Source organism: Corynebacterium sp. CCUG 71335 (assembly GCF_024454075.1).
Classification (GTDB): domain Bacteria; phylum Actinomycetota; class Actinomycetes; order Mycobacteriales; family Mycobacteriaceae; genus Corynebacterium; species Corynebacterium genitalium.
The window spans coordinates 27,287-50,935 of record NZ_JAGPYY010000010.1; the positions used below are offsets into that span (position 1 = coordinate 27,287).

24 protein-coding genes are annotated in these 23,649 nt (G+C 63.2%); 19 read left to right on the top strand and 5 right to left on the bottom strand.

The features are described from left to right. Nucleotide 1: 1 nt before the first annotated feature. The 6 genes from KBX19_RS08110 to KBX19_RS08135 all read left to right on the top strand — a co-directional run bounded on the left by KBX19_RS08110 (nt 2) and on the right by KBX19_RS08135 (nt 5,401). Nucleotides 2-649 carry a ribonuclease HII gene (locus KBX19_RS08110; RefSeq protein ID WP_255998309.1) on the top strand — a complete coding sequence of 216 codons (648 nt, stop codon included), beginning with the start codon at nt 2-4 and terminating at the stop codon, nt 647-649. Then, nucleotides 646-951, top strand: a complete 306-nt coding sequence (locus KBX19_RS08115) for a DUF2469 domain-containing protein (RefSeq protein ID WP_005289678.1) — start codon at nt 646-648, stop codon at nt 949-951. The genes KBX19_RS08110 and KBX19_RS08115 overlap by 4 nt, the downstream gene beginning before the upstream one ends. A 179-nt stretch (nt 952-1,130) precedes the next feature. Next, nucleotides 1,131-1,508 (top strand): YraN family protein, encoded by a 378-nt coding sequence (locus tag KBX19_RS08120; protein WP_255998310.1) that lies wholly within the window; start codon nt 1,131-1,133, stop codon nt 1,506-1,508. Further along, entirely contained in the window at nt 1,495-3,027 is a 1,533-nt protein-coding gene (locus KBX19_RS08125; RefSeq protein ID WP_005289680.1) for a YifB family Mg chelatase-like AAA ATPase, read from the top strand. The genes KBX19_RS08120 and KBX19_RS08125 overlap by 14 nt, the downstream gene beginning before the upstream one ends. Then, nucleotides 3,024-4,220 carry a DNA-processing protein DprA gene (locus tag KBX19_RS08130; protein ID WP_255998313.1) on the top strand — a complete coding sequence of 399 codons (1,197 nt, stop codon included), beginning with the start codon at nt 3,024-3,026 and terminating at the stop codon, nt 4,218-4,220. Before KBX19_RS08125 ends, KBX19_RS08130 begins: the two co-directional genes overlap by 4 nt. Before the next feature lie 296 nt (nt 4,221-4,516). Beyond that, a complete protein-coding gene (locus KBX19_RS08135; RefSeq protein ID WP_255998315.1) occupies nt 4,517-5,401 on the top strand; it encodes a tyrosine recombinase XerC in 885 nt (294 codons plus the stop codon). Here KBX19_RS08135 and KBX19_RS08140 read toward each other — a convergent pair. Then, nucleotides 5,364-5,909: a M23 family metallopeptidase gene (locus KBX19_RS08140; RefSeq protein WP_255998316.1), complete on the bottom strand. Its 546-nt coding sequence runs from the start codon at nt 5,907-5,909 to the stop codon at nt 5,364-5,366. The genes KBX19_RS08135 and KBX19_RS08140 overlap by 38 nt on opposite strands. Nucleotides 5,910-6,296: 387 nt before the next feature. On the opposite strand from KBX19_RS08140, the gene rpsB reads away from it, so the two are divergent. From rpsB to KBX19_RS08160, 4 genes are all read left to right on the top strand, one after another. Then, nucleotides 6,297-7,277: a 30S ribosomal protein S2 gene (gene rpsB, locus KBX19_RS08145; RefSeq protein WP_005289686.1), complete on the top strand. Its 981-nt coding sequence runs from the start codon at nt 6,297-6,299 to the stop codon at nt 7,275-7,277. Between the two features lie 192 nt (nt 7,278-7,469). Continuing rightward, the gene (tsf, locus tag KBX19_RS08150; RefSeq protein WP_005289687.1) at nt 7,470-8,288 is read left to right on the top strand and encodes a translation elongation factor Ts; all 819 of its coding nucleotides are present in this window, start codon (nt 7,470-7,472) and stop codon (nt 8,286-8,288) included. Between the two features lie 192 nt (nt 8,289-8,480). Further along, nucleotides 8,481-9,164, top strand: coding sequence for a UMP kinase (gene pyrH, locus KBX19_RS08155; protein ID WP_232210339.1), 684 nt, complete (start codon nt 8,481-8,483; stop codon nt 9,162-9,164). Between the two features lie 12 nt (nt 9,165-9,176). Further along, a complete protein-coding gene (locus KBX19_RS08160; RefSeq protein ID WP_255995856.1) occupies nt 9,177-10,106 on the top strand; it encodes a DMT family transporter in 930 nt (309 codons plus the stop codon). Here the strand turns inward: KBX19_RS08160 and KBX19_RS08165 are convergent. Further along, complete coding sequence (locus tag KBX19_RS08165) at nt 10,093-11,193, bottom strand: amidase (protein ID WP_005289690.1); 1,101 nt, start codon at nt 11,191-11,193, stop codon at nt 10,093-10,095. The genes KBX19_RS08160 and KBX19_RS08165 overlap by 14 nt on opposite strands. Before the next feature lie 79 nt (nt 11,194-11,272). On the opposite strand from KBX19_RS08165, the gene frr reads away from it, so the two are divergent. The 3 genes from frr (at nt 11,273) to rlmN (ending at nt 13,920) form a co-directional block, all read left to right on the top strand. Further along, nucleotides 11,273-11,830 carry a ribosome recycling factor gene (frr, locus tag KBX19_RS08170; protein WP_005289691.1) on the top strand — a complete coding sequence of 186 codons (558 nt, stop codon included), beginning with the start codon at nt 11,273-11,275 and terminating at the stop codon, nt 11,828-11,830. A 4-nt stretch (nt 11,831-11,834) separates the two neighbouring features. Further along, nucleotides 11,835-12,728 carry a phosphatidate cytidylyltransferase gene (locus KBX19_RS08175; protein ID WP_255998318.1) on the top strand — a complete coding sequence of 298 codons (894 nt, stop codon included), beginning with the start codon at nt 11,835-11,837 and terminating at the stop codon, nt 12,726-12,728. A 70-nt stretch (nt 12,729-12,798) separates the two neighbouring features. Continuing rightward, entirely contained in the window at nt 12,799-13,920 is a 1,122-nt protein-coding gene (gene rlmN / locus KBX19_RS08180) for a 23S rRNA (adenine(2503)-C(2))-methyltransferase RlmN (RefSeq protein WP_156774825.1), read from the top strand. 93 nt (nt 13,921-14,013) lie between these two features. On the opposite strand, the gene KBX19_RS08185 is transcribed toward rlmN, so the two are convergent. Then, nucleotides 14,014-14,544: a DUF2631 domain-containing protein gene (locus tag KBX19_RS08185; RefSeq protein ID WP_370687012.1), complete on the bottom strand. Its 531-nt coding sequence runs from the start codon at nt 14,542-14,544 to the stop codon at nt 14,014-14,016. A 217-nt stretch (nt 14,545-14,761) separates the two neighbouring features. On the opposite strand from KBX19_RS08185, the gene dxr reads away from it, so the two are divergent. From dxr to map, 6 genes are all read left to right on the top strand, one after another. Continuing rightward, on the top strand, nt 14,762-15,910 hold the full coding sequence (gene dxr, locus KBX19_RS08190) for a 1-deoxy-D-xylulose-5-phosphate reductoisomerase (RefSeq protein WP_255998322.1): 1,149 nt from the start codon (nt 14,762-14,764) through the stop codon (nt 15,908-15,910). Next, nucleotides 15,901-17,103 carry an RIP metalloprotease gene (locus KBX19_RS08195; protein WP_255998323.1) on the top strand — a complete coding sequence of 401 codons (1,203 nt, stop codon included), beginning with the start codon at nt 15,901-15,903 and terminating at the stop codon, nt 17,101-17,103. Before dxr ends, KBX19_RS08195 begins: the two co-directional genes overlap by 10 nt. A gap of 10 nt (nt 17,104-17,113) precedes the next feature. Next, nucleotides 17,114-18,277 carry a flavodoxin-dependent (E)-4-hydroxy-3-methylbut-2-enyl-diphosphate synthase gene (gene ispG / locus KBX19_RS08200; RefSeq protein ID WP_255998324.1) on the top strand — a complete coding sequence of 388 codons (1,164 nt, stop codon included), beginning with the start codon at nt 17,114-17,116 and terminating at the stop codon, nt 18,275-18,277. Between the two features lie 63 nt (nt 18,278-18,340). Beyond that, nucleotides 18,341-20,194, top strand: a complete 1,854-nt coding sequence (locus tag KBX19_RS08205; protein WP_255998326.1) for a penicillin-binding transpeptidase domain-containing protein — start codon at nt 18,341-18,343, stop codon at nt 20,192-20,194. Between the two features lie 91 nt (nt 20,195-20,285). Next, nucleotides 20,286-21,514 (top strand): IS3 family transposase gene (locus KBX19_RS08210; protein ID WP_255998328.1). Its coding sequence is split into 2 segments (ribosomal slippage): nt 20,286-20,562 and nt 20,562-21,514, totalling 1,230 coding nucleotides; the frame shifts between segments, so codons are not numbered across the junction. Nucleotides 21,515-21,663: 149 nt separating this feature from the next. Further along, nucleotides 21,664-22,536: a type I methionyl aminopeptidase gene (map, locus tag KBX19_RS08215; RefSeq protein WP_040424368.1), complete on the top strand. Its 873-nt coding sequence runs from the start codon at nt 21,664-21,666 to the stop codon at nt 22,534-22,536. A 101-nt stretch (nt 22,537-22,637) separates the two neighbouring features. On the opposite strand, the gene KBX19_RS08220 is transcribed toward map, so the two are convergent. Beyond that, nucleotides 22,638-23,033 carry a hypothetical protein gene (locus tag KBX19_RS08220; protein ID WP_005289700.1) on the bottom strand — a complete coding sequence of 132 codons (396 nt, stop codon included), beginning with the start codon at nt 23,031-23,033 and terminating at the stop codon, nt 22,638-22,640. Nucleotides 23,034-23,084: 51 nt separating this feature from the next. Further along, nucleotides 23,085-23,456: a hypothetical protein gene (locus KBX19_RS08225; protein WP_005289702.1), complete on the bottom strand. Its 372-nt coding sequence runs from the start codon at nt 23,454-23,456 to the stop codon at nt 23,085-23,087. Nucleotides 23,457-23,649: the final 193 nt, after the last annotated feature.

The following is a 23,649-nucleotide window of genomic DNA, read 5'->3' on the forward strand; positions in this document are numbered from 1 at the left end:
CGTGAGGCGACTCAAGCAGTTGCGCACGTATGAAGTCGCGCTGAGCAAAGCGGGCTTGGGGCCTGTCGCAGGTATCGACGAAGCCGGCCGCGGCGCATGCTTCGGCCCTGTCACTATCGCCGCGTGCGTGCTGCCCGACAAGCCCATTCCAGCGCTCGACGGTCTGACGGATTCCAAGAAGCTCACGCCTGCCAAAAGAGCTTCGCTTTACGACGCTATCCTCACCGTCTCGGACGCCCACTGCGTCGTGCATATCCCTGCCGCGGAGGTGGATCGGCGCGGTATCCACAACGCCAACCTTGACGGCGCGCGCCTGGCCGTAGCGGGTCTCGGACTTACTCCGGGCTTCACGCTTGTCGACGCATTCCGCGTCCCGGGTCTTACCATGCCCCAGTTGCCGATCATCGGCGGGGACTACACCGCCCGCTGCATCGCCGCGGCGAGCGTGCTGGCGAAAGTCAGCCGCGACCGGCTCATCACGAAGATGGCGGAGACTTTCCCTGACTACGGCTTGGAGAGCCATAAGGGCTACGGCACGGCGGCGCACATGGATGCGGTGCGCCGTCACGGTGCGAGCGCGGAGCATCGCTACACTTATGCCAACGTTGCAGCTGCCCACGAGATGTACATGAGGAGCCGGACACAATGAGTGCTGAGGAACTGGACAACTACGAAGCAGAGGTGGAGCTGTCCCTCTACCGCGAGTACCGCGACGTGGTCAGCCAGTTCTCCTACGTGGTCGAGACAGACCGCCGCTTCTACCTGGCCAACGCCGTGGAGCTGATCCCGCACACCGAGGGCAAGGATGTCTACTACGAGGTCCGCATGTCAGACGCGTGGGTCTGGGACATGTACCGTGCGGTCCGTTTCGTCCGCTACGTCCGCGTGATTACCTACAAGGACGTCAACATCGAGGAGCTGGATAAGCCGGAGATGGTCATTCCTGAGTGACCCCTTTTCTAGCTCTGGCCGCTAATAGGACCTGTGGATAACGGTGGTAATCCACAGGTTTTGTCGTTCTCGGATGTTTCTCTCCCCCTGACGGAACCGATCGAGGTTCTCCGGTAGTCCAACGAAGTAGATCGTTTCAGCACGACTCTTCACACAGGTTCTGGACAACAGGGGGATACATGACTGCGGGCATCACGCCACGCGACCAGTACATGCTGGGAGCACTGGGGGAGACAGAGGTAGCCACCCGCTACGAACAAGCGGGGTACATCATCGTGGCGCGCAACTACCGCTGTCGCGATGGGGAGATAGACATTATCGCCATGGCCACAGACGGCACGACTGTGTTCGTGGAGGTGAAAACGCGCCGGGGCACGAACTTCGGCGGCGCTGAATCCGTGACCGCACGCAAGCTTGCGCGCATGCGCAAAGCCGCGGTGCACTGGCTCAGAGATAAACCGTTCAGGCAGGTGCGGTTCGACGTTGTCGAAGTGCTTTTCGACGGTCACGACTGCCACACCCGCCTCTACCAAGGAGTCGACGATGGCTCTTGCTAGCACCTACTCCGCCACCGTCGAAGGCGTGACGGCGCATTCGGTCACCGTGGAGGCCAACGTCGGTCCCGGCTTGCCGGGGATGCACATTGTCGGCCTCGGTGACAAAGCTGTCGGGGAGTCCCGGGACCGGATCCGCACCGCGGTGGCCAACTCGGGCTTGCCGTGGCCGCGGACGAAGATCATGGTCTCGCTCTCACCGGCCAACTTGCCGAAAGCCGGCTCACAATTCGATCTCCCTATCGCGCTGGCCGTTTTGGCCAGCATGGATCCGGTTATCGAGCGTCGCCTCAAGGGCTGCCTGGTAGTCGGCGAACTGGGGTTGAGTGGCCAGCTCAGGCGTGTCGACGGCATTTTGCAGATCATCCTCGATGCCCTCCACAGCGTCCCGCTCCGAACCATCGAGCACATCGTCATTCCCGCCGGTAACGCTCAAGAAGCGGCATTGGTTGGCCACCCCAGTGTGCGGATTGCGCAGAGTCTCACCGAAGCGTGGCAATGGCTCGCGGGGGAGCGGGAACTGCCCGGCTTGGAGAAGGTCGACCACGTCGTGCGTTCGGTCCCGGTTGCCGATTTCCGGGATGTCGTCGGGCAAGAGCAAGAGCGCCGCGCTTTCGAGATCGCTGCCGCCGGGGCGCACCACATCCTCATGATCGGCGCACCGGGTTCGGGCAAATCCATGCTGGCCGAGCGGTTGCCGTCCATCCTGCCCGAGCTTTCGTCACAGCAAGTCGTCGAGGCCACCGCGATTCATTCCATTTCCGGGGAGTCGAGTGGTGAGGTGATAGGGCAAGCTCCCTTTGTGGCGCCGCATCCGTCGTTAAGCAAGGCGGCGCTGATTGGTGGTGGTTCCGGCATTCCGCGACCGGGTGCCGTGAGCCACGCGCATCATGGCGTGCTGTTTCTCGACGAAGTAAGCGAGATCCCTGCCGACACCCTCGACGGGCTGCGCGTGCCGCTGGAAAAGGGGGAAGTTCGGCTTACCCGGGCGCGCCGGGAGGTGGTGTACCCGGCGAACTTTCAGCTGGTCATGGCGGCGAATCCATGTCGTTGCGGGGTGGACGTGCCGGAGAAGTGCACCTGCCGGCCGATGGAACGTGTTAACTATCTGCGCAATGTGTCGGGCCCGCTGCGTGATCGCGTCGATATCTCGCTCAGGACGTCTTCGGTCGGGGCGGTGGTGGGCAGGGCCGACAACGAACCGTCGGAAGCGATCGCGCAGCGAGTGTTGGCGGCGCGTGACCGGGCCAAGCACCGGTGGGAGAAAGCAGGCGTGCGCGCGGCAACCAATTCGCGCGTTGCGGGGGCGACATTGCGGCGGCACTTTCCGGCGGATGACGCCGGCATGGCGGTGATTGAGGGTGCCTTGGCGAATGGCGACATCACGCAGCGGGGAGTCGACCGGATCCTGCGTCTGTCGTGGACCATCGCCGATCTCGCGGGCGCGGAGCGGCCGAGCCTGGAGCACGTTTTCGATGCGCTGGAACTGCGCGCATCCAAGGAGAGGGGAGTACTGGTATGAGTGCATCGAAACTTGAGTCGTGGGCATATTTGAACCGGGTCGTGGAGGGGCCCAACCGCCACTTGCTCGCGCACTTGGGTGCCGGGCGCGATGCCGACGAGCTTGCCCGCGGCATCCGCACCCGCGCGAGTTGGCTGGGGGAGCTGGGTCCCGCGACAGAATCGCGCTACACCTGGGACCGCCCCGCCGAAGACCTGGAGGAGGCCGCGCAGCACGGATACTCGTTGATCACCCCGGAGCATCCGGAGTGGCCCGCCGATGAGATCGCAGCGTCATTCGGCAGCGCGTTGAGCAAGCAGGAGCGGGGCCTGGGCCCGGCTGCCGACGAAGAGCCCCTCCCGCCTGAGGGGTACCCACCGCACTCCTTGTGGGCGCGGGGCAATACGAACCTGGCGCAGTTGTTCGCGCAGTCGGTGGGGATCGTCGGCACGCGAGCGGCGAGCGCCTACGGCCACCACGCAACCGCGGATTTGTGTACCGGTCTTGCGCGGCATAGGTACACGATCGTGTCCGGCGGGGCACTGGGTATTGACACCGTCGCCCACGAGACCGCCTTGAACAACCAGGCGTTGACCGTTGTTGTGGCCGCGTGCGGGCCGGGGCAGATCTACCCGAAGCGCAACGGCAAACTGTTTGACCGGATCGCGGCTGAGGGCGGTGCCATTGTCACCGAGTACCCGCCGGGAATGACTCCGGACCGGCACCGATTCCTGACTCGAAACCGTCTCGTGGCGGCGTTGACTCAAGGGTCGATCGTCGTCGAGGCTGCGTTCCGGTCGGGCGCGTTGAACACGCTGAAATGGGTGAAGACGTACAACCGCATTCCGCTCGCTGTGCCGGGGCCGATCCTGGGGCCGGGCTCGCTGGGAACGAATCTGGCCATCAGAAACGACAGGGCTGACATGGTGCTCAGTGCCGACGATGCGCACCAGCAGCTCGGTGCGATCGGCTCCACTGATGCCGATGGACAGTTGGAGATCGACTTCGAGGCAGACGCGATCCAGAAGCTCTCCCGCAACGAGCTGCGCGTCTACGACTCGCTGCCAGTGGCCGGAGCGGGCGGAATCGACGTCGAGGCCGTTGCCCAGGCGAGCGGGTTCACAATCGCCCTCGCAGTTCACTTGCTTATGGACCTGCACAAGAAAGGGCTCGTGGTCAGGAAAGGGAAGATGTGGGAAAGGAGTGAGAGCTAGACGGCAGCGCGGCACTTTCGCGTGTGAAGCGCCGCGCTGGCTGCTGCATTTTCGTGCCGTCCACGCGTCAAGTAACACCAGCACCAGCAGTAACATCTGAAATGGGTGTATGTAGGGCCGATTTCAACGGCACGAAAATGCGAAAAATCTTATGGGTTGAGCACCGCTAGAAGTTAAACCATCTGACCGGCGAGACCGTGTGCTCGGTCAGGCGTATGCGTGGATGTCCCGGTGAGCACGAGGTGCGCCCATATACTTCCACTGAAGATGAGAAGTAGAGTTCCGGAGGTTGGGCGATGGCGCAGTTAGAAGAGGCCATCGATGACTTCGCTGACCACGCGCTGCTTGTCAAAGGCCGCTCCGAGGCGACAGTCAGGGGCTACCGCAGCGACCTGCGCACCTTGGCCGAGGTTGCTCCGACCTTCGACGATTTCACCCTCATCGCCCTGCGCGGGTGGCTCGCCGACGCGATGCGGCAGGGCCTTGCGCGCTCCACAATGGCGCGGCGCACCGCGGCGGCGCGAAGCTTTTCGACGTGGGCGTACGAGCGCGGCTACCTTGACTCAGATGTCGCAGCACGGCTGGTGACACCCCAGATCAACCGTCACCTGCCTGACGTGGTGACGCCATCGCGGGCGGGCGAGCTCGTCGAGGCGGAAATCAATCCTGACGCCGACGGGCCAGAAGCTGCGCGCGACCGGGCCATGCTTGAGTTGATGTACGCGACAGGCATGCGCGTGGCGGAGCTGACGGGACTCGATGTGGATGATGTCGATACCAAGCAAGGGCTTGCCCGCGTCACCGGAAAAGGCAACAAACAGCGGGTTGTGCCGTTCGGGGAGCGTGCCACGGCAGCCATCGAGGAGTGGAAGACCCGCCGCACCGAACTCGTGGGGGAGAAGAGCGGGCACGCGCTGTTTCTCGGCTCCCGGGGCGGGCGGATCGACCAGCGGCAAGTCCGGCGCGTGGTGGAGCGCGCCGCCCAGCGCACCGGGGACACGGATCTGAGCCCCCACGCGCTGCGGCACAGTGCGGCGACCCACATGCTGGAAGGCGGGGCGGACCTGCGTGTGGTGCAGGAGTTGCTGGGGCACTCGTCGCTGCAGACGACGCAGATCTACACGCACGTTTCCGCGCAGCGGCTCAAGAACGTGTACGACCAGGCGCACCCGCGGGCGTGACACGCTGACCGTCGACGGGTTTGAGCCGGATCGGCGGGGCGTCGAGCAGGCTCAGCGGGTTGATGTAGGAGTCTTTGCCGGTGCGCGCACCCCAGTGCAGGCCGGCATGGTCTGCCATGGGGTGGGCCATTCTTCCGATCGGTTGGCCTTCGCGGACGTGGTCGCCAACCTTCACGGTGGCGTGGACAGGCTGATAGGTGGTGCGGATTCCGTCGGGGTGGTCGATGGAGACCGTCGGCACGCCGACGACAAGGCCGGTGAAAGCGACCACTCCCTCCCCGGCGGCGAGGATGTCTTGGCCGGTGCGGGCAGCTAGGTCGACGCCGCGGTGGCCGGGCAGCCAATTCTTCTCCGGGATGTCGGCGCTGCGGGTAACGCCCGTGGCGTGCGGGGTACCTGTTGTCGGGTCGACATAGGCGGCGGCCGGGGTGGCAGCGGCGATGCCCGTCACAAGCGTCATGAGCATCACAAGCGCGGCTAACGGGGGTGAAGCGGTGCGGGTGTTCATGGGGTTCAGTGTGGCGGGGATGGTGGGAGGATGCGTCGCTAAGCGAAATGCCCTGTGGAAAACCCGGAGTTGTCCACAACCCCGATTCGTCCGCGTGCCGTGAATTGGCGCATACGCTGGAACGATGTAGACTCCACTACTAGCAGTGTGCCCTACGGGGTGTGCTGACTACGCGCGATGAAAATGCCTGGTAAGACCCTTGCGTCAAGGGCCTTGCGCAACACAGGTGCTATTACCCGCAACGGTCCCACGAACATGAGCACACGGGCGGTTCCCTGCCCGGTGAGAATTTTTGAGGGCGTGGGTGTGGCTCGTCGCTAGGGTGCGGGCAAAACCCGCACAACAGACAAGTAACCGAACACGATTAACTCCCAAGGAGACATTCCCATGGCAGTCGTAACCATGCGTGAACTCCTCGACGCCGGTGTGCACTTCGGCCACCAGACGCGTCGTTGGAACCCGAAGATGCGTCGTTTCATCTTCACCGACCGCAACGGCATCTACATCATCGACCTGCAGCAGACGCTGACCTACATCGACGAGGCATACGAGTTTGTCAAGGAGACCGTCGCACACGGCGGCACCATCCTCTTCGTCGGCACCAAGAAGCAGGCTCAGGAGCCTGTCCAGGAAGAAGCTGACCGCGTGGGCATGCCGTACGTCAACCACCGCTGGCTCGGTGGCATGCTGACCAACTTCCAGACCGTGTCCAAGCGCCTCGCCCGCATGAAGGAGCTGCAGGCCATGGACGCTGCCGAGGACGGTTACGCTGGCCGCGGCAAGAAGGAAATCCTCATGCTCAACCGCGAGCGCACCAAGCTCGAGCGCGTGCTGGGCGGCATTTCCGACATGACCAAGACCCCGTCCGCACTGTGGATCGTGGACACCAACAAGGAGCACATCGCTGTCGCCGAGGCAGAGAAGCTGCGCATCCCTGTTGTCGCCATCCTGGACACCAACTGCGACCCGGACACCGTCGACTACCCGATCCCGGGCAACGACGACGCGATCCGCTCCGTCAAGCTGCTCACCCACATCGTGGGCGAGGCTGTTGTTGCTGGTAAGCAGCAGCGCGAGGAGCGCCAGCTGGCAAAGGCTCGCGAGGCTGCTGGTGACGCTCCGGCAGCTGGCACCACCCAGGACGCCGGCATCGCCGAGGTTCAGGCTGAGGCTCCGGCAAACGCTTCTGGCGAGAACGTTGCTGAGGCTGTCGCAGACGTGGAGGCCACCGAGACCGGTGCGCCGCAGGGCACTCCGGCAACCCCGGCCGCTCAGGAGGCAGACGCTGCTTCCGCTCCGGCGCAGGAGGCTGCAGCTGAGGCTGTGGAGAACGTCGACAACCCGAACAACGACGTCGACCCGGTCTAAAACACGTGACATCGCGAATGTGACCCCCGCGCCCGCAGTGCGCCCTGTGAGCATAAAACGCCACGAAGGGTGCGGGACGCGGGGGTTTGTCGTGGTGTAAGACAGCTCCGGCAAACTCCGCGCGAGTCCACTACGCTGTCTAACGAACTACATAAAGAACGAAGATCCAATAACGAGGAGGCTCGCCCCACTATGGCGAACTACACCGCTGCAGACGTGAAGAAGCTGCGCGAAACCACCGGTTCCGGCATGCTCGACTGCAAGAAGGCCCTGGAAGAGGCCGGCGGAGACTTTGACAAGGCCGTTGAGATCCTGCGCGTCAAGGGCGCAAAGGACGTGGGCAAGCGCGCTGAGCGCAACGCCCTGGAGGGCTTGGTCGCCGTCTCCGGCAATACCATCGTTGAGATCAACTCTGAGACCGACTTCGTTGCCAAGAACGAGGAGTTCAAGCAGACCGCCGACCAGATTGCCCAGGCCGCGGCCGCTGTGAAGGCGAACACCCCGGAGGAGCTGGCCAACGCTGACGTCAACGGTCAGCCGGCTACCGAGGTGCTGCAGAACCTGTCCGCGAAGATCGGCGAGAAGCTGGAGCTGCGCCGCGCCGCCACCATCGAGGGCGACAACGTGGAGGTCTACCTGCACCAGAAGGCTGCCGACCTGCCGCCGGCAGTGGGCGTGCTCGTCGCCTACACCGGTGACAGCGCTGAGGCTGCTCACCAGGTTGCTCTGCAGATCGCCGCTATGAAGGCCCGCTACCTGGACAAGGACTCCGTCCCGGCTGATGTCGTGGAGAAGGAGCGCGCGGTCCAGGAGGAGATCACCCGCAACGAGGGCAAGCCGGAAGCTGCCATCGAGAAGATCGTCGAAGGCCGCTTGGGTGGCTTCTTCAAGGATGTTGCTTTGCTCGAGCAGCCGTCCCTGGCTGACTCCAAGAAGACTGTCCGTCAGTTCGCTGAGGAGTCCGGCATCACTGTGACTGACTTCATCCGTTTCGAGGTTGGCCAGCAGTAAGCTCACGCTTTCCGCGGACCCCGGTATCGTCGCTTGTCGACGGCACCGGGGTCTTGCTTTTGCAGCCTCCAGTGCGAGTAGACTGGGTCGGCGGAATAGCCCGCCCCCTGTCGAACCCCGTCGAAGGAGCTTTCGGTGACCGACCCGATCAACGAAGATCACGTCCAGTCTCGCCGCGGATACAACCGCGTCATGCTCAAGCTGGGAGGTGAGATGTTCGGCGGCGGCAAGGTCGGCATCGACCCGGATGTGGTGGAGAACGTGGCCCGCCAGATCGCCGATATTGCTCAGAGCGGCACCGAGGTGGCGGTGGTCATCGGTGGCGGTAACTTCTTCCGCGGTGCGGAATTGCAGCAGCGCGGCATGGACCGCGCCCGCTCCGACTACATGGGCATGCTGGGCACGGTGATGAACTGCTTGGCGCTGCAGGACTTCTTGCAGCAGCTGGGCGTGGACTGCCGTGTGCAGACCGCCATTAACATGGCGCAGATCGCGGAGCCGTACCTGCCGCTGCGCGCATCCCGCCACCTGGAGAAGGGGCGCGTGGTCATCTTCGGTGCAGGCATGGGTATGCCGTACTTCTCCACCGACACGACTGCTGCTCAGCGCGCCCTCGAGATCGGGTGTGAGGTACTCCTCATGGCTAAGGCTGTCGACGGCGTGTACTCCGACGACCCGCGCACCAACCCGGACGCGGAACTCTACACCGAGATCACCCCGCGCGAGGCGATCGAGAAGGGTCTCAAGGTCGCCGACGCCACCGCGTTCAGCCTGTGCATGGACAACAACATGCCCATCTTGGTGTTCAACCTCCTCAAAGAGGGCAATATTGCGCGTGCTGTCGCCGGTGAGCGCATCGGCACCCTCGTCCAGTAGGCGGCCCGGTAATTGCTAGTTGGAGCCGCCCTCGGTGTCGGGTCAGTTGTTCCTGCCCAGACTGCGGTGAACGCCCGGCTGCGTAGCAGCATCGGCGCACCGATCCCGGCATCGCTCATTTCTTTCTTCGTCGCGCTGTGCTGCGCCGCGGCGGTGGCCCTTGCCGTTTCCGGGCCGAACGTCGATTTTGCGGCGGCTGCCGCGCAGCCGTGGTGGGTGTGGATCGGCGGCGCTATGGGCGTGGTTTTCCTCACTGGCAGCGTGGTTTTGTTTCCCATGCTGGGCGCGGTGGAAACGATCATCATCCCGATCCTGGGGCAAGTGATCATGGCCCTGGTCATCGACCACTTCGGGCTGTATAACTCTCCCCAAAACGAGGCGACGTTCTGGCGCGTGCTCGGGGCGTTCGTCGTGGTGGCTGGCATTGTGACTGTTCATGTCCTGGGCACCCCCGGTTCGCAGCCGGGGCTCGGGGAGGGACGCGCTGACGCCGGTGCCGCCTGGGGATGGCGCGCCTTCGGAGTGCTCATGGGCATGTGCTCGGCTACGCAGACCGCCGTCAACGGCCACCTGGGCACTGTGCTGGGCAGTTCATTGCAGGCCGGCACGATCAGCTTGTTCGTCGGTGTTGTCCTGCTGCTTTTGCTCAGCATGCTCGAACCGACCTCCCGCAAAGCCCTGCTCACCGGGATTGAGCCCGGGCCGTGGTGGATGTGGCTCGGGGGTGTCTTCGGCGCGATCTTCGTCGTGGGCATGGCCACGCTCGCACCCATCTTGGGCACCGGAACGACGGTCATTGCTCAGCTGGCCGGCGCGATTATTTGCGGCCAGGTCATTGAGGCGCTCGGGTTGTTCGGCTCGGCCCGCACGCGCATCAACGGTGCGCGTATCGGGGGGCTTGTCCTCGTCTTCGCCGGCGTGGCGATGGTCAGACTCCTCTAGCCGCCTTCCATTCCTGCCACACGTCTTCGACTTCTGCGGCGAGCGCGAGCACCTCGCTGTCGCTGGCAGTAATACCGCCGATGTGGATGGGCCCGACAGCAATCGCCGGCCCGCCAGTGAGGTTGAAAAGAGAGCACCACGGCGACCACGCAGTCTGCGCGGCGAAGCTCTCCGCTGGGCTCATCGCGGAAAAGTGACCCACCGGCGGGGGATCTGTAGCGACGGTCGGGGTGAGCAGCACATCCACACCCCACTCACGCTGCAATGCCTGCGACAATCCGGCAATATGGCGCTGACCCTCCGCGAGCTGCGCGGCAGTCACGGCGATACCTTGCTCCTTCAACCAGGAAATGTAGGCACTGTCCAGCGGGTCCACCTTCACGAACGCCTGCTGGATACGGCGGGTGAAGTGCGTAAACGTCTCTGCGGCCGCCTGATACGGGTGGAGCTTAACGACGTCGCAGCTGCCCCCGAGCACCTCCGCCGCCTGCTCAACGACTGCTATTCGGTCGGGGCTGACCACCGATTCAGTGGAGAAGAGGGGAGTGGTGAGGAGGCCGACGCGCAGGCGTCGATAAGCATTGGGCGCGTTGTGCAAGAACTGCTGGTCCGCGACTGTCGCTGTGATGAAGCCGTCGGTGGACACGGTCTTGCTGGTACCCGCGGGCTTGAAACCGACAACCTCGCATGCGGCGGCCGGAACGCGCAAAGAGCCGCCCGCGTCGCTGCCGTGCGCCGCGCGGTGCAGGCCCTCGGCGACGACGACAGCAGCCCCGGTGGATGACCCGCCTGGAGTCGCGCCCGGATAGGCAGGTGAAGTGAGCACAGGAACGTCGGGACGCTCGGCATAGATCGTGGCGCCAAGCTCGGAGGTGGCTGTCTTGCCGTTGATCGTCGCGCCCTCGCGCTGGAGAGCAGCTAAAAAGGGGCTGGTGGTCCCCGCAACGTATGTGCGCTGCGGGTTTCCGCCGGTGGTGGGCATGCCTGCGACATCGGACAGATCTTTAGCAGGGATGACCCAGCCGCTCAAGCGGCCCGTAGTTACGGGCTGCGGATCCGGGGCAAGATACGCGAAGGCGGGGTGCATAGTGTTCTACAGTCTATGACGGTAGCTGGCACTGCTAAGTTGGTAGAGAACACAATCAGGATCAGTGAAGGATGAACCCATGATCGATGACGTATTGCTCGACGCTGAAGAGCGCATGACCAACTCCGTGGAGCACACCCGCGGCGAGCTGGTGACCATCCGCACGGGCCGCGCGAACCCGGCGATGTTCAACAGCGTCATGGCGGAGTTCTACGGCGCACCCACGCCGATCAACCAGATGGCCACCATCTCCGTGCCGGAGCCGCGCATGCTGCTGATCAAGCCGTACGACCCGTCCACCATGGGTGAGATTGAAAACGCCATCCGTAACTCTGACCTGGGTGTCAACCCGACGGACGACGGCCAGGTCATCCGTGTGACCATCCCGCAGCTGACGGAGGAGCGTCGCCGTGACCTGGTCAAGCAGGCTAAGGGCAAGGGCGAAGACGGCAAGATTGCAATCCGCAACGTCCGCCGCTCCGGCATGGATGCGCTGAAGAAGATCCAGAAGGACGGCGACGCCGGCGAGGACGAAGTCTCCGCTGCGGAGAAAGAGCTGGACAAGACCACTGCCAAGTACGTCGACATGATCGACGACCTGGTGAACAAGAAGGAAGCAGAACTGCTCGAGGTATAAGCCTGTGACAGACAGCGAGGCACCAGCAGCCGGCCATTCACGCCGGGTGCATTTGCCGAAGCCGAAGAACTCCGCAGGCCGTAACCTCCCCGCCGCCATCGCGACGGGTCTCGCGCTGATTGCCCTCGTGCTGGTGGCCACATGGGTGGGTCCCGTGATGTGGTACCCAGTGGTGTGTCTCGCCATGGCGTTGGCCATGTGGGAGGTGCTCACGCGCCTGCGCGAGCACGGTTTCGGGGTGTACCGGTTCACCATCATCGTGCTCGGTTTGAGCATGGTCGTGTCCACCTGGCCGTTCGGGTACCCGGGCTTGCTGGCCACGTTCACGGTCAGTGCGCTGGCCATCATGTTCTCCCGTCTGTTCTTCCACGGGAGGAACACTCCGCCGCAGAACTACGTCCGCGACACCGCGGTGAGCATTTTCGTGCTCGTGTGGATCGGTCTGTTCGGCTCCTTCGCCGCGATGATTTCCCGGCTGGAGTCAGGAGATGTCACCGGCAGCCACTTCATCCTCACATTCATCGCGTGTGTGGTGGCCAACGACGTGGGCGGATACGTCGCCGGAGTCCTGTTCGGCTCCCATCCCATGGCACCGGCCGTCAGCCCCAAGAAGTCCTGGGAAGGCTTTGCGGGTTCAGTGCTGTTTGGCGCGGTGACGGGCGTGTTGACGGGCATGTTCCTGCTGGACAGCCCGTGGTGGACGGGACTCATCTTTGGCGTGGGAACCGTGCTCTGCGCCACCATGGGCGACCTGGTGGAAAGCCAGTTCAAGCGTGAGCTGGGCATCAAGGACATGTCGGGGCTTTTGCCCGGCCATGGCGGCATGATGGACCGCGTCGATGGCATTCTGCCGGCCGCCGCTGCGACGTGGCTGCTGATGAGTGTCGTGGTGATCTAACGGCCGTCTCACCCGTGCCTCTGGTTGCTATTCGCTAACTGCGCTATCCCGTGCCACAATGGGGCACGTCATGAGTGATTTTCCAAAGATCCAGTTGCTGTCGCCCAAGCGCGGCATGCCGCCGAAGCACTTCGCCGACCTGAGCGAGGAAGAGCGGATTGAAGCGCTCGGTGAACTCGGCCTGCCTAAGTTCCGCGCCGATCAGATCGCGCGCCACTACTACGGCCGCTTCGAGGCGGACCCGTCCACGATGACGGATTTGCCCGCCGCGCAGCGCGAGCTGGTCAAGGATTCCCTGTTCCCGCGTCTGCTCACCCCGGTGCGCAAGGTGGAGACCGACAACGGCGACACCACCAAGACGCTGTGGCGCTTGCACGACGGCATTCTTCTGGAGTCCGTCTTGATGCGCTATCCGGGCCGCGCCACCCTGTGCATCTCGTCGCAGGCAGGGTGCGGCATGGCGTGCCCGTTCTGCGCGACCGGCCAGGGCGGCCTCGACCGCAATCTGTCCACTGCGGAGATCGTCGACCAGGTCCGTGAAGCCGCCGCGATGATGGAGGCCGAAGGCTCCCGCCTGACCAACGTCGTGTTCATGGGCATGGGCGAGCCGCTGGCCAACTACAACCGCGTCGTGTCCGCGGTGCGCCAGATTGTCAGCCCGGCCCCGCACGGTTTCGGCATCTCCCAGCGCAACGTGACGGTGTCCACGGTCGGTCTCGCCCCGGCGATCCGCAAGCTTGCCGACGAAGGCCTTTCCGTCACCCTCGCTGTGTCCCTCCACACGCCCGACGATGAACTGCGTGACGAACTCGTCCCGATGAACAACCGCTTCACCGTTCAGGACGTGCTGGATGCCGCCCGCTACTACGCGGACCAGACCGGGCGCCGTGTGTCGATTGAGTACGCGCTCATCCGCGACATCAACGACCATGACTTCCGCGCGGACATGCTGGGCCAGAAGCTTCACGACGCGCTCGGCCCCCTCGTCCACGTCAACCTCATCCCGCTCAACCCGACCCCAGGGTCGAAGTGGGATGCCTCCCCGCGTGAGCGCCAGGACGAGTTTGTTCGCCGCGTCATTGCCCAAGGCGTCACCTGCACGGTCCGCGATACCAAGGGTCAAGAGATCGCAGCTGCTTGTGGCCAGCTAGCTGCCGATGAAAAGCAGGCGGGGGAGAAGGCCGGCGCTTAGTCCCACCGGGTCTCACCCCCACGTTTCCTAGCGCTATAACAACAAAACCCCGCTGAAGCGGGGTTTTTGCGTTGCGGCCGAAGGCTACGGGGACTACTTGTCCTCGACGTGCAGGGTTTCGCGGCGGTTCGGGATCTCCGGTGCGGCAATGACCTCGTCGAAGGCCGCGCCAGAGTGAGTGGAGTGGCCTGCGCCCACGGCGGTGCGCTGGCCGGCAGGAGCCTGCTGGCGAACCGTTGCCGGGTCGACGTTCAGGGCGCGCAGCTGGCTGTCCGTCAGCTCCGCGTAGGGGCCGGTCAGAGTCTTCTGCATGTAGGTCCAGTTCGGCTCGACATGGCCGACCGGCTTGTTGTGGGATGTGACCGTGCGTGCGGTGGACAGCTCCGGGCGGATCGCGAAGAGGATTAAGCCCAAGGCGATGAGCACGGCAAGAGAGATGAGCCAGATCGTTTCGACGTGGCCTTGGTGGTTACCGAAGTTGTAGGCGATGAGGAACGCCACAGAGATCCAGCCGGCAATCTGGATGGTGGCCGGCTTCAGCTCGCTCCAGCCGAACTTGGCAGAGGGGACATCAGCCTCGGAAACACCGTTGTAGACCTGGGGTGCGTCATCCTTAGCGCTCACAGCAAACTCCTTGCACGGAAATAGCACGGTAAATAGAAGTACGTTCCTATTATATTGGCACATCGCACCCGGTTGGGACGATTGGTCCCCCCGAATGATTGCGATCTTCAGCACGATCGGCCCGACCCGTTAACCGTTAGTTTGACCCCGCCTAGAAAGACCAGCGAAATGACCAGGGCAGCGGGGTAGAACGGTCGGCGTGTGTGAGAATGGTCGGGTGCGAAAGGTACTCATTCTCGGCTCGACAGGATCGATCGGCACCCAGGCGTTGGACGTCATCGGAGACAATCCGGAGGATTTCGAGGTAGCGGGCATCGCGGCAGCGGGATCGGATCCGCAGGCGATCATTGCTCAAGCCCGGCAGTTCGGCCTGTCGGCCGAACAAGTAGCCGTGTCCAAGCCTGAGGCTGCGCAGGTCATCTCGGTGGCGCTGGGCGGCGAGGTTCTCACCTCCGCCGAGGAGCTGGTGACCAATACGAGCGCGGACGTCGTCCTGAACGCTCTCGTGGGCTCCCTCGGGCTTGCTGCCACGCTGGCGACGCTGGATACTGGGGCGATTCTGGCGCTCGCTAATAAGGAGTCCCTCGTCGCCGGCGGCGACCTCGTCCTGGAACGCGCGAAAGAAGGCCAGCTCGTGCCCGTCGATTCGGAGCACTCCGCGATGGCCCAGTGCCTCCGGGCAGGCCGCACGGAGGAAGTGTCTCGCTACGTTCTCACAGCCTCTGGTGGCCCTTTCCGCGGTTGGACGCGCGAACAGATGTGGGACGTCACCCCGGAGCAGGCGGCCGCGCATCCGACATGGTCCATGGGGCAGATGAACACGCTCAATTCCGCCACGATGGTGAATAAGGGCCTGGAGTTGATCGAGGCCACACTGCTGTTCGGCATCAGGCCCGACATCATCGACGTCACCGTCCACCCGCAGTCCATTGTCCACTCCATGGTCACGTTCTGCGACGGCGCCACCATCGCCCAGGCCTCCCCGCCGTCGATGAAGATGCCCATCGCGCACGCGCTGGCCTGGCCGGGCCGTGTGCCGGAGGCGCAGCACAGCCTCGACTTCACCCAGGCGATGGACTGGCGTTTTGAGCCCCTGGACGAAGACACTTTTCCCGCCGTCAAACTCGCCCGTGAAGTTTCCCGCCTGCGCGGGACGTACCCCGCCGTCTATAACGCTGCCAATGAGGAAGCTGCGGCCGCGTTCCTTGCCGGGCGGATCCGCTTTCCCCAAATCGTCGACGTGGTGGGCGACGTGCTTGACGCCGCGTCCGATTTCGCCGTGCAGGCTGGGTCGTTCGGGGAGGTTGTAGACGTCGAAAAGCAAGCGCGCGTGCGGGCGAATGAGCTGGTGGACGCATGCTCGTAGGCGTCGTTGTATTCGCGCTGTGCATTGCGTTGTCGATCGCGCTGCACGAAGCCGGGCACATGCTCACCGCGAAGGCGTTCGGCATGCGCGTGCGCCGTTACTTCATTGGTTTCGGGCCCACGCTTGTGTCGCAGAAAGTGGGGGAGACCGAGTACGGTCTTGCCGCACTGCCGTTCGGAGGGTTTTGCGACATTGCGGGCATGACCGCGATGGATCCGCTCACGCCGGAGGAAGAACCGCACGCGATGTACCGCAAGCCGTGGTGGCAGCGGGTCGCGGTGATGAGCGGCGGCATCATCATGAACCTGTTTCTCGGATTCCTCGTGCTCTACATCGTCGCGGTGACAGCCGGTATCCCCAACCCGTACGCGGACCGCACACCGACGGTGGGGGAGGTCAGCTGCACCTCCGACCAGGTCGATGCGGAAACGCTCGCTGACTGCACCGGCCCCGGACCTGCTGGCAACGCTGGTATCGAGCCGGGCGACAAGCTCCTTGCTGTCGATGGACAGGCGCTGGAAAGCTTCGTCGATCTGCGCGACTACGTGCTCGAGCGCCCGGGCGAGACCATTGAACTCACTGTGGGGCGCGGTGAGAGCGAGGTGCTTATTCGCGTCCCCCTCGCCTCCGTCCAGCGCCTCGACCCTCAAGGGCAGGCCTATACGGCGGGTGCCATTGGTCTCACCAGCGCGCCCGTGAAAGACGCGGTGAAGCAGTTCGGTCCGGTCGAAGCAATCCCAGCTGCGGCAAACCTGTCGGGGGAGATGCTCCAAGCTTCTGTTGAAGGCCTAATTGCGTTCCCGGCGAAGATCCCAGGCGTAGTCACCGCGATCTTCGGCGGCGAGCGTGACGTGGAGGGCCCGATCAGCGTCGTCGGTGCGTCGCGCACCGGTGGAGAACTTGTGGAGAGGTCCATGTGGGATGTGTTTTTCATGCTGCTGGTCTCGCTGAACTTCTTCCTTGCCCTGTTCAACCTGGTGCCGCTGCCGCCGCTGGACGGAGGCCACATTGCCGTCGTCCTGTTCGAGCAGGTGCGGGACGTCTTCCGTCGCCTTCGCGGCCTGCCTCCGGGTGGGCCGGTGAACTACGAGAAACTCATGCCGTTGACCTACTTCATGGCGGCGTTGCTGCTCGGCGTGGGTGTGTTGGTCATGGTGGCGGACGTGGTTAATCCTGTCCGGCTCTTCGGCTAGGCTGTAGACCATGAATCAACCCATCGGTTTGGGCATGCCCGAAGGCCCGCCTCCGACCCTCGCTCCGCGCCGTAAGACCCGCCAGCTCTTCGTCGGCGGTGTCGGTGTCGGTTCGGAGCACCCCATCACCGTGCAGTCGATGACCACCACGAAGACGCACGACGTAAACGCCACGTTACAGCAGATCGCGCAGCTGACCGCGTCCGGTTGCGACATTGTGCGTGTGGCCTGCCCGAAGACGGTGGACGCGGAAGCGCTCCCGGCGATCGCGCAGAAATCCCCGATCCCGGTCATCGCCGACATTCACTTCCAGCCGAAGTACATCTTCGCTGCGATTGAGGCAGGGTGCGCTGCCGTGCGCGTCAACCCCGGCAACATCAAAGAGTTCGACGGCCGCGTTAAAGAGGTCGCCCAGGCAGCCGGTGACGCTGGCATCCCGATCCGTATTGGTGTCAACGGTGGTTCCCTGGACCAGCGCCTGCTGCAGAAGTATGGCAAGGCCACCCCGGAAGCGCTCGTGGAGTCCGCCTTGTGGGAGGCGAGCCTGTTTGAGGAGCACGGGTTCGGTGACATTGCCATCTCGGTGAAGCACTCCGATCCGGTGCTCATGGTGGAGGCCTACCGCCAGCTGGCTGAGCAGTGTGATTACCCGCTGCACCTCGGCGTGACGGAGGCTGGCCCGGCTTTCATGGGCACGATCAAGTCCTCCGTGGCCTTCGGTGCGCTGCTTGCTGAGGGCATTGGTGACACCATCCGTGTCTCCCTGTCCGCTGACCCGGTCGAGGAGATCAAGGTCGGCGACCAGATCCTCCAGTCGCTCAACCTGCGCCCCCGGAAACTGGAGATCGTGTCCTGCCCGTCTTGTGGCCGCGCCCAGGTGGATGTTTACTCGCTCGCCGAGGAGGTCACTGCTGGTCTCGAGGGCATGGAGTACCCGCTGCGCGTCGCCGTCATGGGCTGCGTTGTCAACGGTCCCGGTGAGGCACGTGACGCCGACCTCGGTGTGGCATCCGGTAACGGCAAGGGCCAGATTTTCGTCAAGGGCGAGGTGGTAGAGACCGTGCCCGAGTCCAAGATTGTGGAAACCCTCATCGCTCACGCAGAGCGCATCGCCGAAGAGGAAGGCCTTGAGGAGATCGAGGGCGCCAAGGCTGAGGTCAAGGTCACCAGGTAGACCTTCACCCCGCTCAGAGTGGCAGCGCTGGAAAGCTTTCCGGCGCTGCTATTTTTGAACCCCATGGAATCCAGGCTGACAGTGCGCGTCGCGGCGATCCTCGCTGTGCTCGCACTCGCCTTCGGGGTGGTGGCTTGCACACCGAAACCGAACCCCGCTCAGCCAGTGGCCAACGACTTCCTCGAAGCATTGCAGGAGCTCGATTACGACGCGATGTCGGAGCTTGTCGACGACCCCGACACCGCCATCCCCTCTATCCAAGCCACCGTCGGCGGCCTGCAAATGGAGGGTGTCACCGCCACGTTGAACCACGTGGACCAGCAAGAGAACATCGCCACGGCGAACTACACCTTCGACTGGCAACTTCCGCGCGGCCGCAACGTGTCCTATGACGCGTCGATGACCTTGACCCAGTCCAACGATGATTGGACGATCCGCTGGCAGCCCTCGATCCTCCACCCGCGGCTCGGCGCCAGCCACCACTTGGAGCTGCGCACTGTCCCCGCCGATCAAGCCAATGTGGTCTCCTCCGATGGTGTGGCGCTGCTCAGCCCCGGCATTGCCTACCGCTTGCTTGTGGACACTGAGGCAGTGCGCAACCACGCCGAGGCTGCATCCGCCGTCTCCTCCGCGTTGCAGAAAGCCCACGCTGAAGACCCGTCTGTGCCCACCCGGGACGCAGGTGAGCTGCAGAGTTCATTCTTGTCCGTCACCGGTGTCTACTCCGTGGCGATGATTCCGGCCGGCACACACAAGATCGTCCAAGACGCCCTCAAGGGCACCCCGGGTGTGCGGCTCAACGAAGAAGCCTCAATGGTCAACAACGACCCATCTTTTGCTCCCGACATCATGGCCCGCGTTGGCGAAGTCGTCCGCGATGACCTTGAAGGCGACTCCGGGTGGAAGATCGCCGTTGTCAACGAAAACGGTAATGAGATGGAGGATGTTGAATTCCATGAGGCGCGGCCGTCGCCGTCGATAAGCGTCAGCTTGTCGCATGAAGCGCAGACGGCGGCGGAGAAAGCCCTCGAGCCGATCAACGGGCAGAAGGCGATGATCGTGGCCATTCGCCCGTCGACCGGGGAAATTCTCGCTGTGGCGCAGACGAAAGCCGCCGATGAAGACGGCAACCTGGCCATGATGGGGCAGTACCCGCCGGGATCGACGTTCAAGATCATTACCTCCTTCGCCGGAATGGAGAAGCAGGGGCTCACGCCGGAGTCGGTCGTGCCGTGCCCGGGATCGATGGATATCTACGGGCGCGTGGTGAACAACTACGCCGGATTCGGCCTGGGCAATGTGCCGATGGACACCGCGTTCGCGCGCTCGTGCAACACCACGTTTGCCGACATTTCCACGAAGCTCGAGCCGGGGGAGCTGCAGACAGCGGGCAAGCAATTCGGCCTGGGAATCGACTACGAGATCCCGGGGCTGGAGTCCATGACCGGATCCATTCCCGTCGGCGAGGAACCGCTCGACCGCACGGAAGCCGGGTACGGCCAGGGCCTCGACCTTGCCAGCCCCTTTGGAATGGCGCTTGTTTCCGCCACCGCAGCGCGCGGGGAGACGCCGATGCCGTACCTGATCAAGGGGGAGGAGACCAAGGCCAGCGAGACGGCCGCGAAGCCGAACCCTCAGGCTATCGACGGTCTGCGCTCCATGATGCAGTCCGTGACCGGGCCGGGTGGCACCGCAGGCGGCATGGGCGCTGGCGGTGACATCCGCGGAAAGACCGGTGAGGCCGAGATCAACGAAGGTTCCCACTCCTGGTTTACTGGCTACCGCGACGATGACATCGCTTTTGCCACCCTCGTCGTTCTCGGGGGCGGGTCCGAGGCGGCGGTCGCAGTTACCGACGCGATGTTCCGCAATATTGATGACCCGGGACCGGAGGCGGGAGCGCCGAAGCCCGAGTAACTGCAGGGGCGGGCGCGGGTCTCGCCGGTTGTACATTTTCAGTGAAGTGTCCTGGGTTTAGTTCCGATCGTTTCTAGAGGAGGATTGGATCATGCCTAGGAAGTTCAGTGACGAGTTCAAGGACAAGGCGGTGCGGTTAGCCGAGGAGCTCGTTGAGCTTGAGGGGTGCTCGAAGTGGGCGGCGGCGGAGGAGATCGGCGAGAAGCTCGGCGTCTCGGCGCACACGCTCAACAACTGGTTGAAACCTGTCAAAGCGTCCCCCGACGTTCAGCGGAGCACTGGGGAGTCGGTTGACGACGAACTGAAGCGTCTGCGGCAGGAGAACAAAGAGCTGCGCAGGTCAAACGAGATCTTAAAGACCGCGTCAGCTTTTTTCGCAGCGGAACTCGACCGTCCCACCAGAAGATGATCGAATACATCGATGCGTATCGCGGTCGCTTCGGGGTCGAGGCCATCTGTCGCACATTGAAAGAGACAGAGTGTGGGTTTATCACCTCTCGTGGCTACCGAGCAGCGAAAACACGAGCCCCGTCGGCCAGGAGCTTGTCAGATGCGCTGCTTATCCCCGAATTGGTGAAAGTCTTCGAGGACAACTTCAGCGTGTACGGGGTACGCAAGATGTGGAAGGCCATGCAGCGCGCCGGCTGGGACATCGGTCGTGATCAGACGGCACGGTTGATGAAACTCGCCGGCATCCAAGGCCGCAGAAGGGGCCGCACTCCGATCACAACGCTTCGGGCTGATGTCCCGGATTGTCGTCCTGATCTGGTCAATCGTGACTTCACCGCGTCAGCGCCGCACCGGCTGTGGGTCGCTGACATCACCTACGTGCGTACCCTGTCGGGGTTTGCGTACACCGCGTTCATCACCGATGCGTACTCCCGCAAGATTGTCGGGGTTGCCACCAGGGCGAGCATGCGCACCGATGAGCTGCCTTTGGAGGCTTTTGAGCACGCTCTTTATCACGCAGGTGATCTCCGTGCTGAAGGACTTGTCCACCACAGCGATCGCGGCTCGCAGTACGTGTCCATTCGTTACAGTGAGGCACTTGCTCAAGCTGGGATCGATCCGTCCGTTGGCACCGTCGGCGATTCCTACGACAACGCGTTGGCGGAAACGGTCAACGGTCTCTACAAGACCGAGCTGATCTATCCCCACCGGCCGTGGGCGTCGGTTGGGGAAGTCGAGATCGCGACCCTTCGCTGGGTGTACTGGTGGAACAACCACCGCCTGCACGAGTCATTGGGATACATCACCCCACAAGAGATGGAAGACGCCTACTATCAACAATCACACGCCCACCCGTTGGGCGTTCAATAAGCGGAACGAAAACCAGGACGCTTCACAGTATCGCCTTTCGGATCTTTTCCGGCCGGTTCTGGGCCAGTTTTCGGGCTGAAGGGCGATACTAGAATGCTGCCTCGGACCCGCCCCGTTCGGTTTTGGTGCGCGGGACTAACATGGCCCGCATGAACCCACGTGGAAAACTCACTCCTGGTAAGCCGACCCCGCAACTCGAGGTGCCTGCGGACATTGAACGCCCTGAATACGTCTGGAAGAACGAGGTCCAAGAGAATGTCGGCGAGCCGGTCATCCAAACCCCGGAGACCATCGAGGCGATGCGGGAGGCGTCCCGTATCGCGGCGAACGCTCTCGAAGCGGCTGGCGCTGCCGTTGCCCCCGGCGTGACGACGGATGAGATCGATCGCATCGCCCACCAATACATGATCGACCACGGTGCTTACCCGTCAACGTTGGGCTACCGAGGCTACCCGAAATCCACCTGCATCTCGCTCAACGAGATCGTGTGCCACGGCATCCCGGATACGACCGTGATCCAGGAAGGCGACATCGTCAACATCGACGTCACTGCCTTCAAGAACGGAGTCCACGGTGATACCAATGCGACCTTCCTCGCTGGCGAGGTTGCCGAGGAGCACCGCCACTTGGTCGAGCGCACTGAGGAAGCCATGATGCGCGGCATCAAGGCCGCCAAGCCTGGCCGTCAGATCAACGTCATCGGTCGAGTGATTGAGGCCTATGCAAAGCGCTTCGGCTACAACGTGGTCACCGATTTCACCGGCCACGGTGTCGGCCCGACATTTCACAATGGTCTCGTTGTCCTGCACTACGATTCCGATTCCTACACCGACATTCTCGAACCCGGCATGACCCTGACGATCGAGCCGATGATCAACCTGGGCGAGTTGCCGTACGACGTCTGGGACGACGGCTGGACCGTCCAGAACCGCGACGGTGAGTACACCGCTCAGTTCGAGCACACCATCGTCATTACCGATGACGGCAACGAGATCCTGACCATTCCGGACTCGCAGCGCTAGGTCGTAGATCTTCCGCCTGCTTGGCGTACGCACGAAAAAAGGGAACCGCCGAAGCGGCTCCCCTTTCTCTATGGGAATCTAGAGCGAATCTAGAAGTCTATTTACCACGGGATCTGCGGCAGCAGGCCCTGGTTCAGGGCGTAGTTGCCCAGACCGATCACAGCGCCGATGGCAGCCAGGACGGAAACGGCAGTGAAAGCCTCGTGCCAGATGCGCGCCCACTGCGGCATATCTTCCGGGTTCGTGAAGAAGTTGTTGATATCGGCAGGCTTGCCAGCATCGGTGGCCTTGCCGATCTCGTGACGCACGTTACCCCCGCCGAGCTTGCCGAGCAGGTCCTTCAGGGGGGTGTCACCCTCCTGGTTGTAACCGATGCTGGAGCCCGAGCTCTGTGTTTTGGTGTCTTGAGTCTCCTCTGCCATTGCGACGGAGGTACCACCGAAAGCGACAGCGGTAGCGGTTGCGGCTGCGAGGGCAGCGTTGCGGAACTTGCGCATGATATTTCCTTACTACTGAAAGGTCGGGTGATTTTCGAAGCTCGAACGCAGTTACTTAGCGAACGGACCGTACTTGATGAAGTTGTCGATCGGGCCAGCGATCGCGCCAATCACAGCAGCGATGCCGAGAATCCAGGTTCCGACGTACAGGGCCTTCCAACCAGCCGGGACGTCCTTCCACTTCTTCTTGTCGCCGAAGATGTCCTCGCCCTTAGCCTCAGTCTGCTTCTCCGAGAGTTTCTCGCCTTCGGTAGCCTCTTCCTTCTTGTTCTCGTCGCCCTCAGGCTGGGTATTGGCGTCTGCCGGAGCCTGCGCGGCCGGTTGTGTGTCGGTGTTCTCCTGGGCCATTGCAACGGAGGTGCTGCCGAATGCAACAGCAACGGCGGTAGCGCCGGCGAGTGCGGCGTTGCGGAACTTACGCATAATACGAATCCCTTTCTGTGGATCTAGGTGGGGGCCAGCGGAACCAGGCTTCAAGCAAGATTGGAGTTTGCTGGAAGTCTGATCCACTTTCCAGAGAAACATACTAGCGCATGGCAGGCTGCTTTGCCTATATGACCTGGTAATTTTCAGGTTCTGATGTGTCTCTCAGGAACCTGGACGGCTGCCAGGGAGC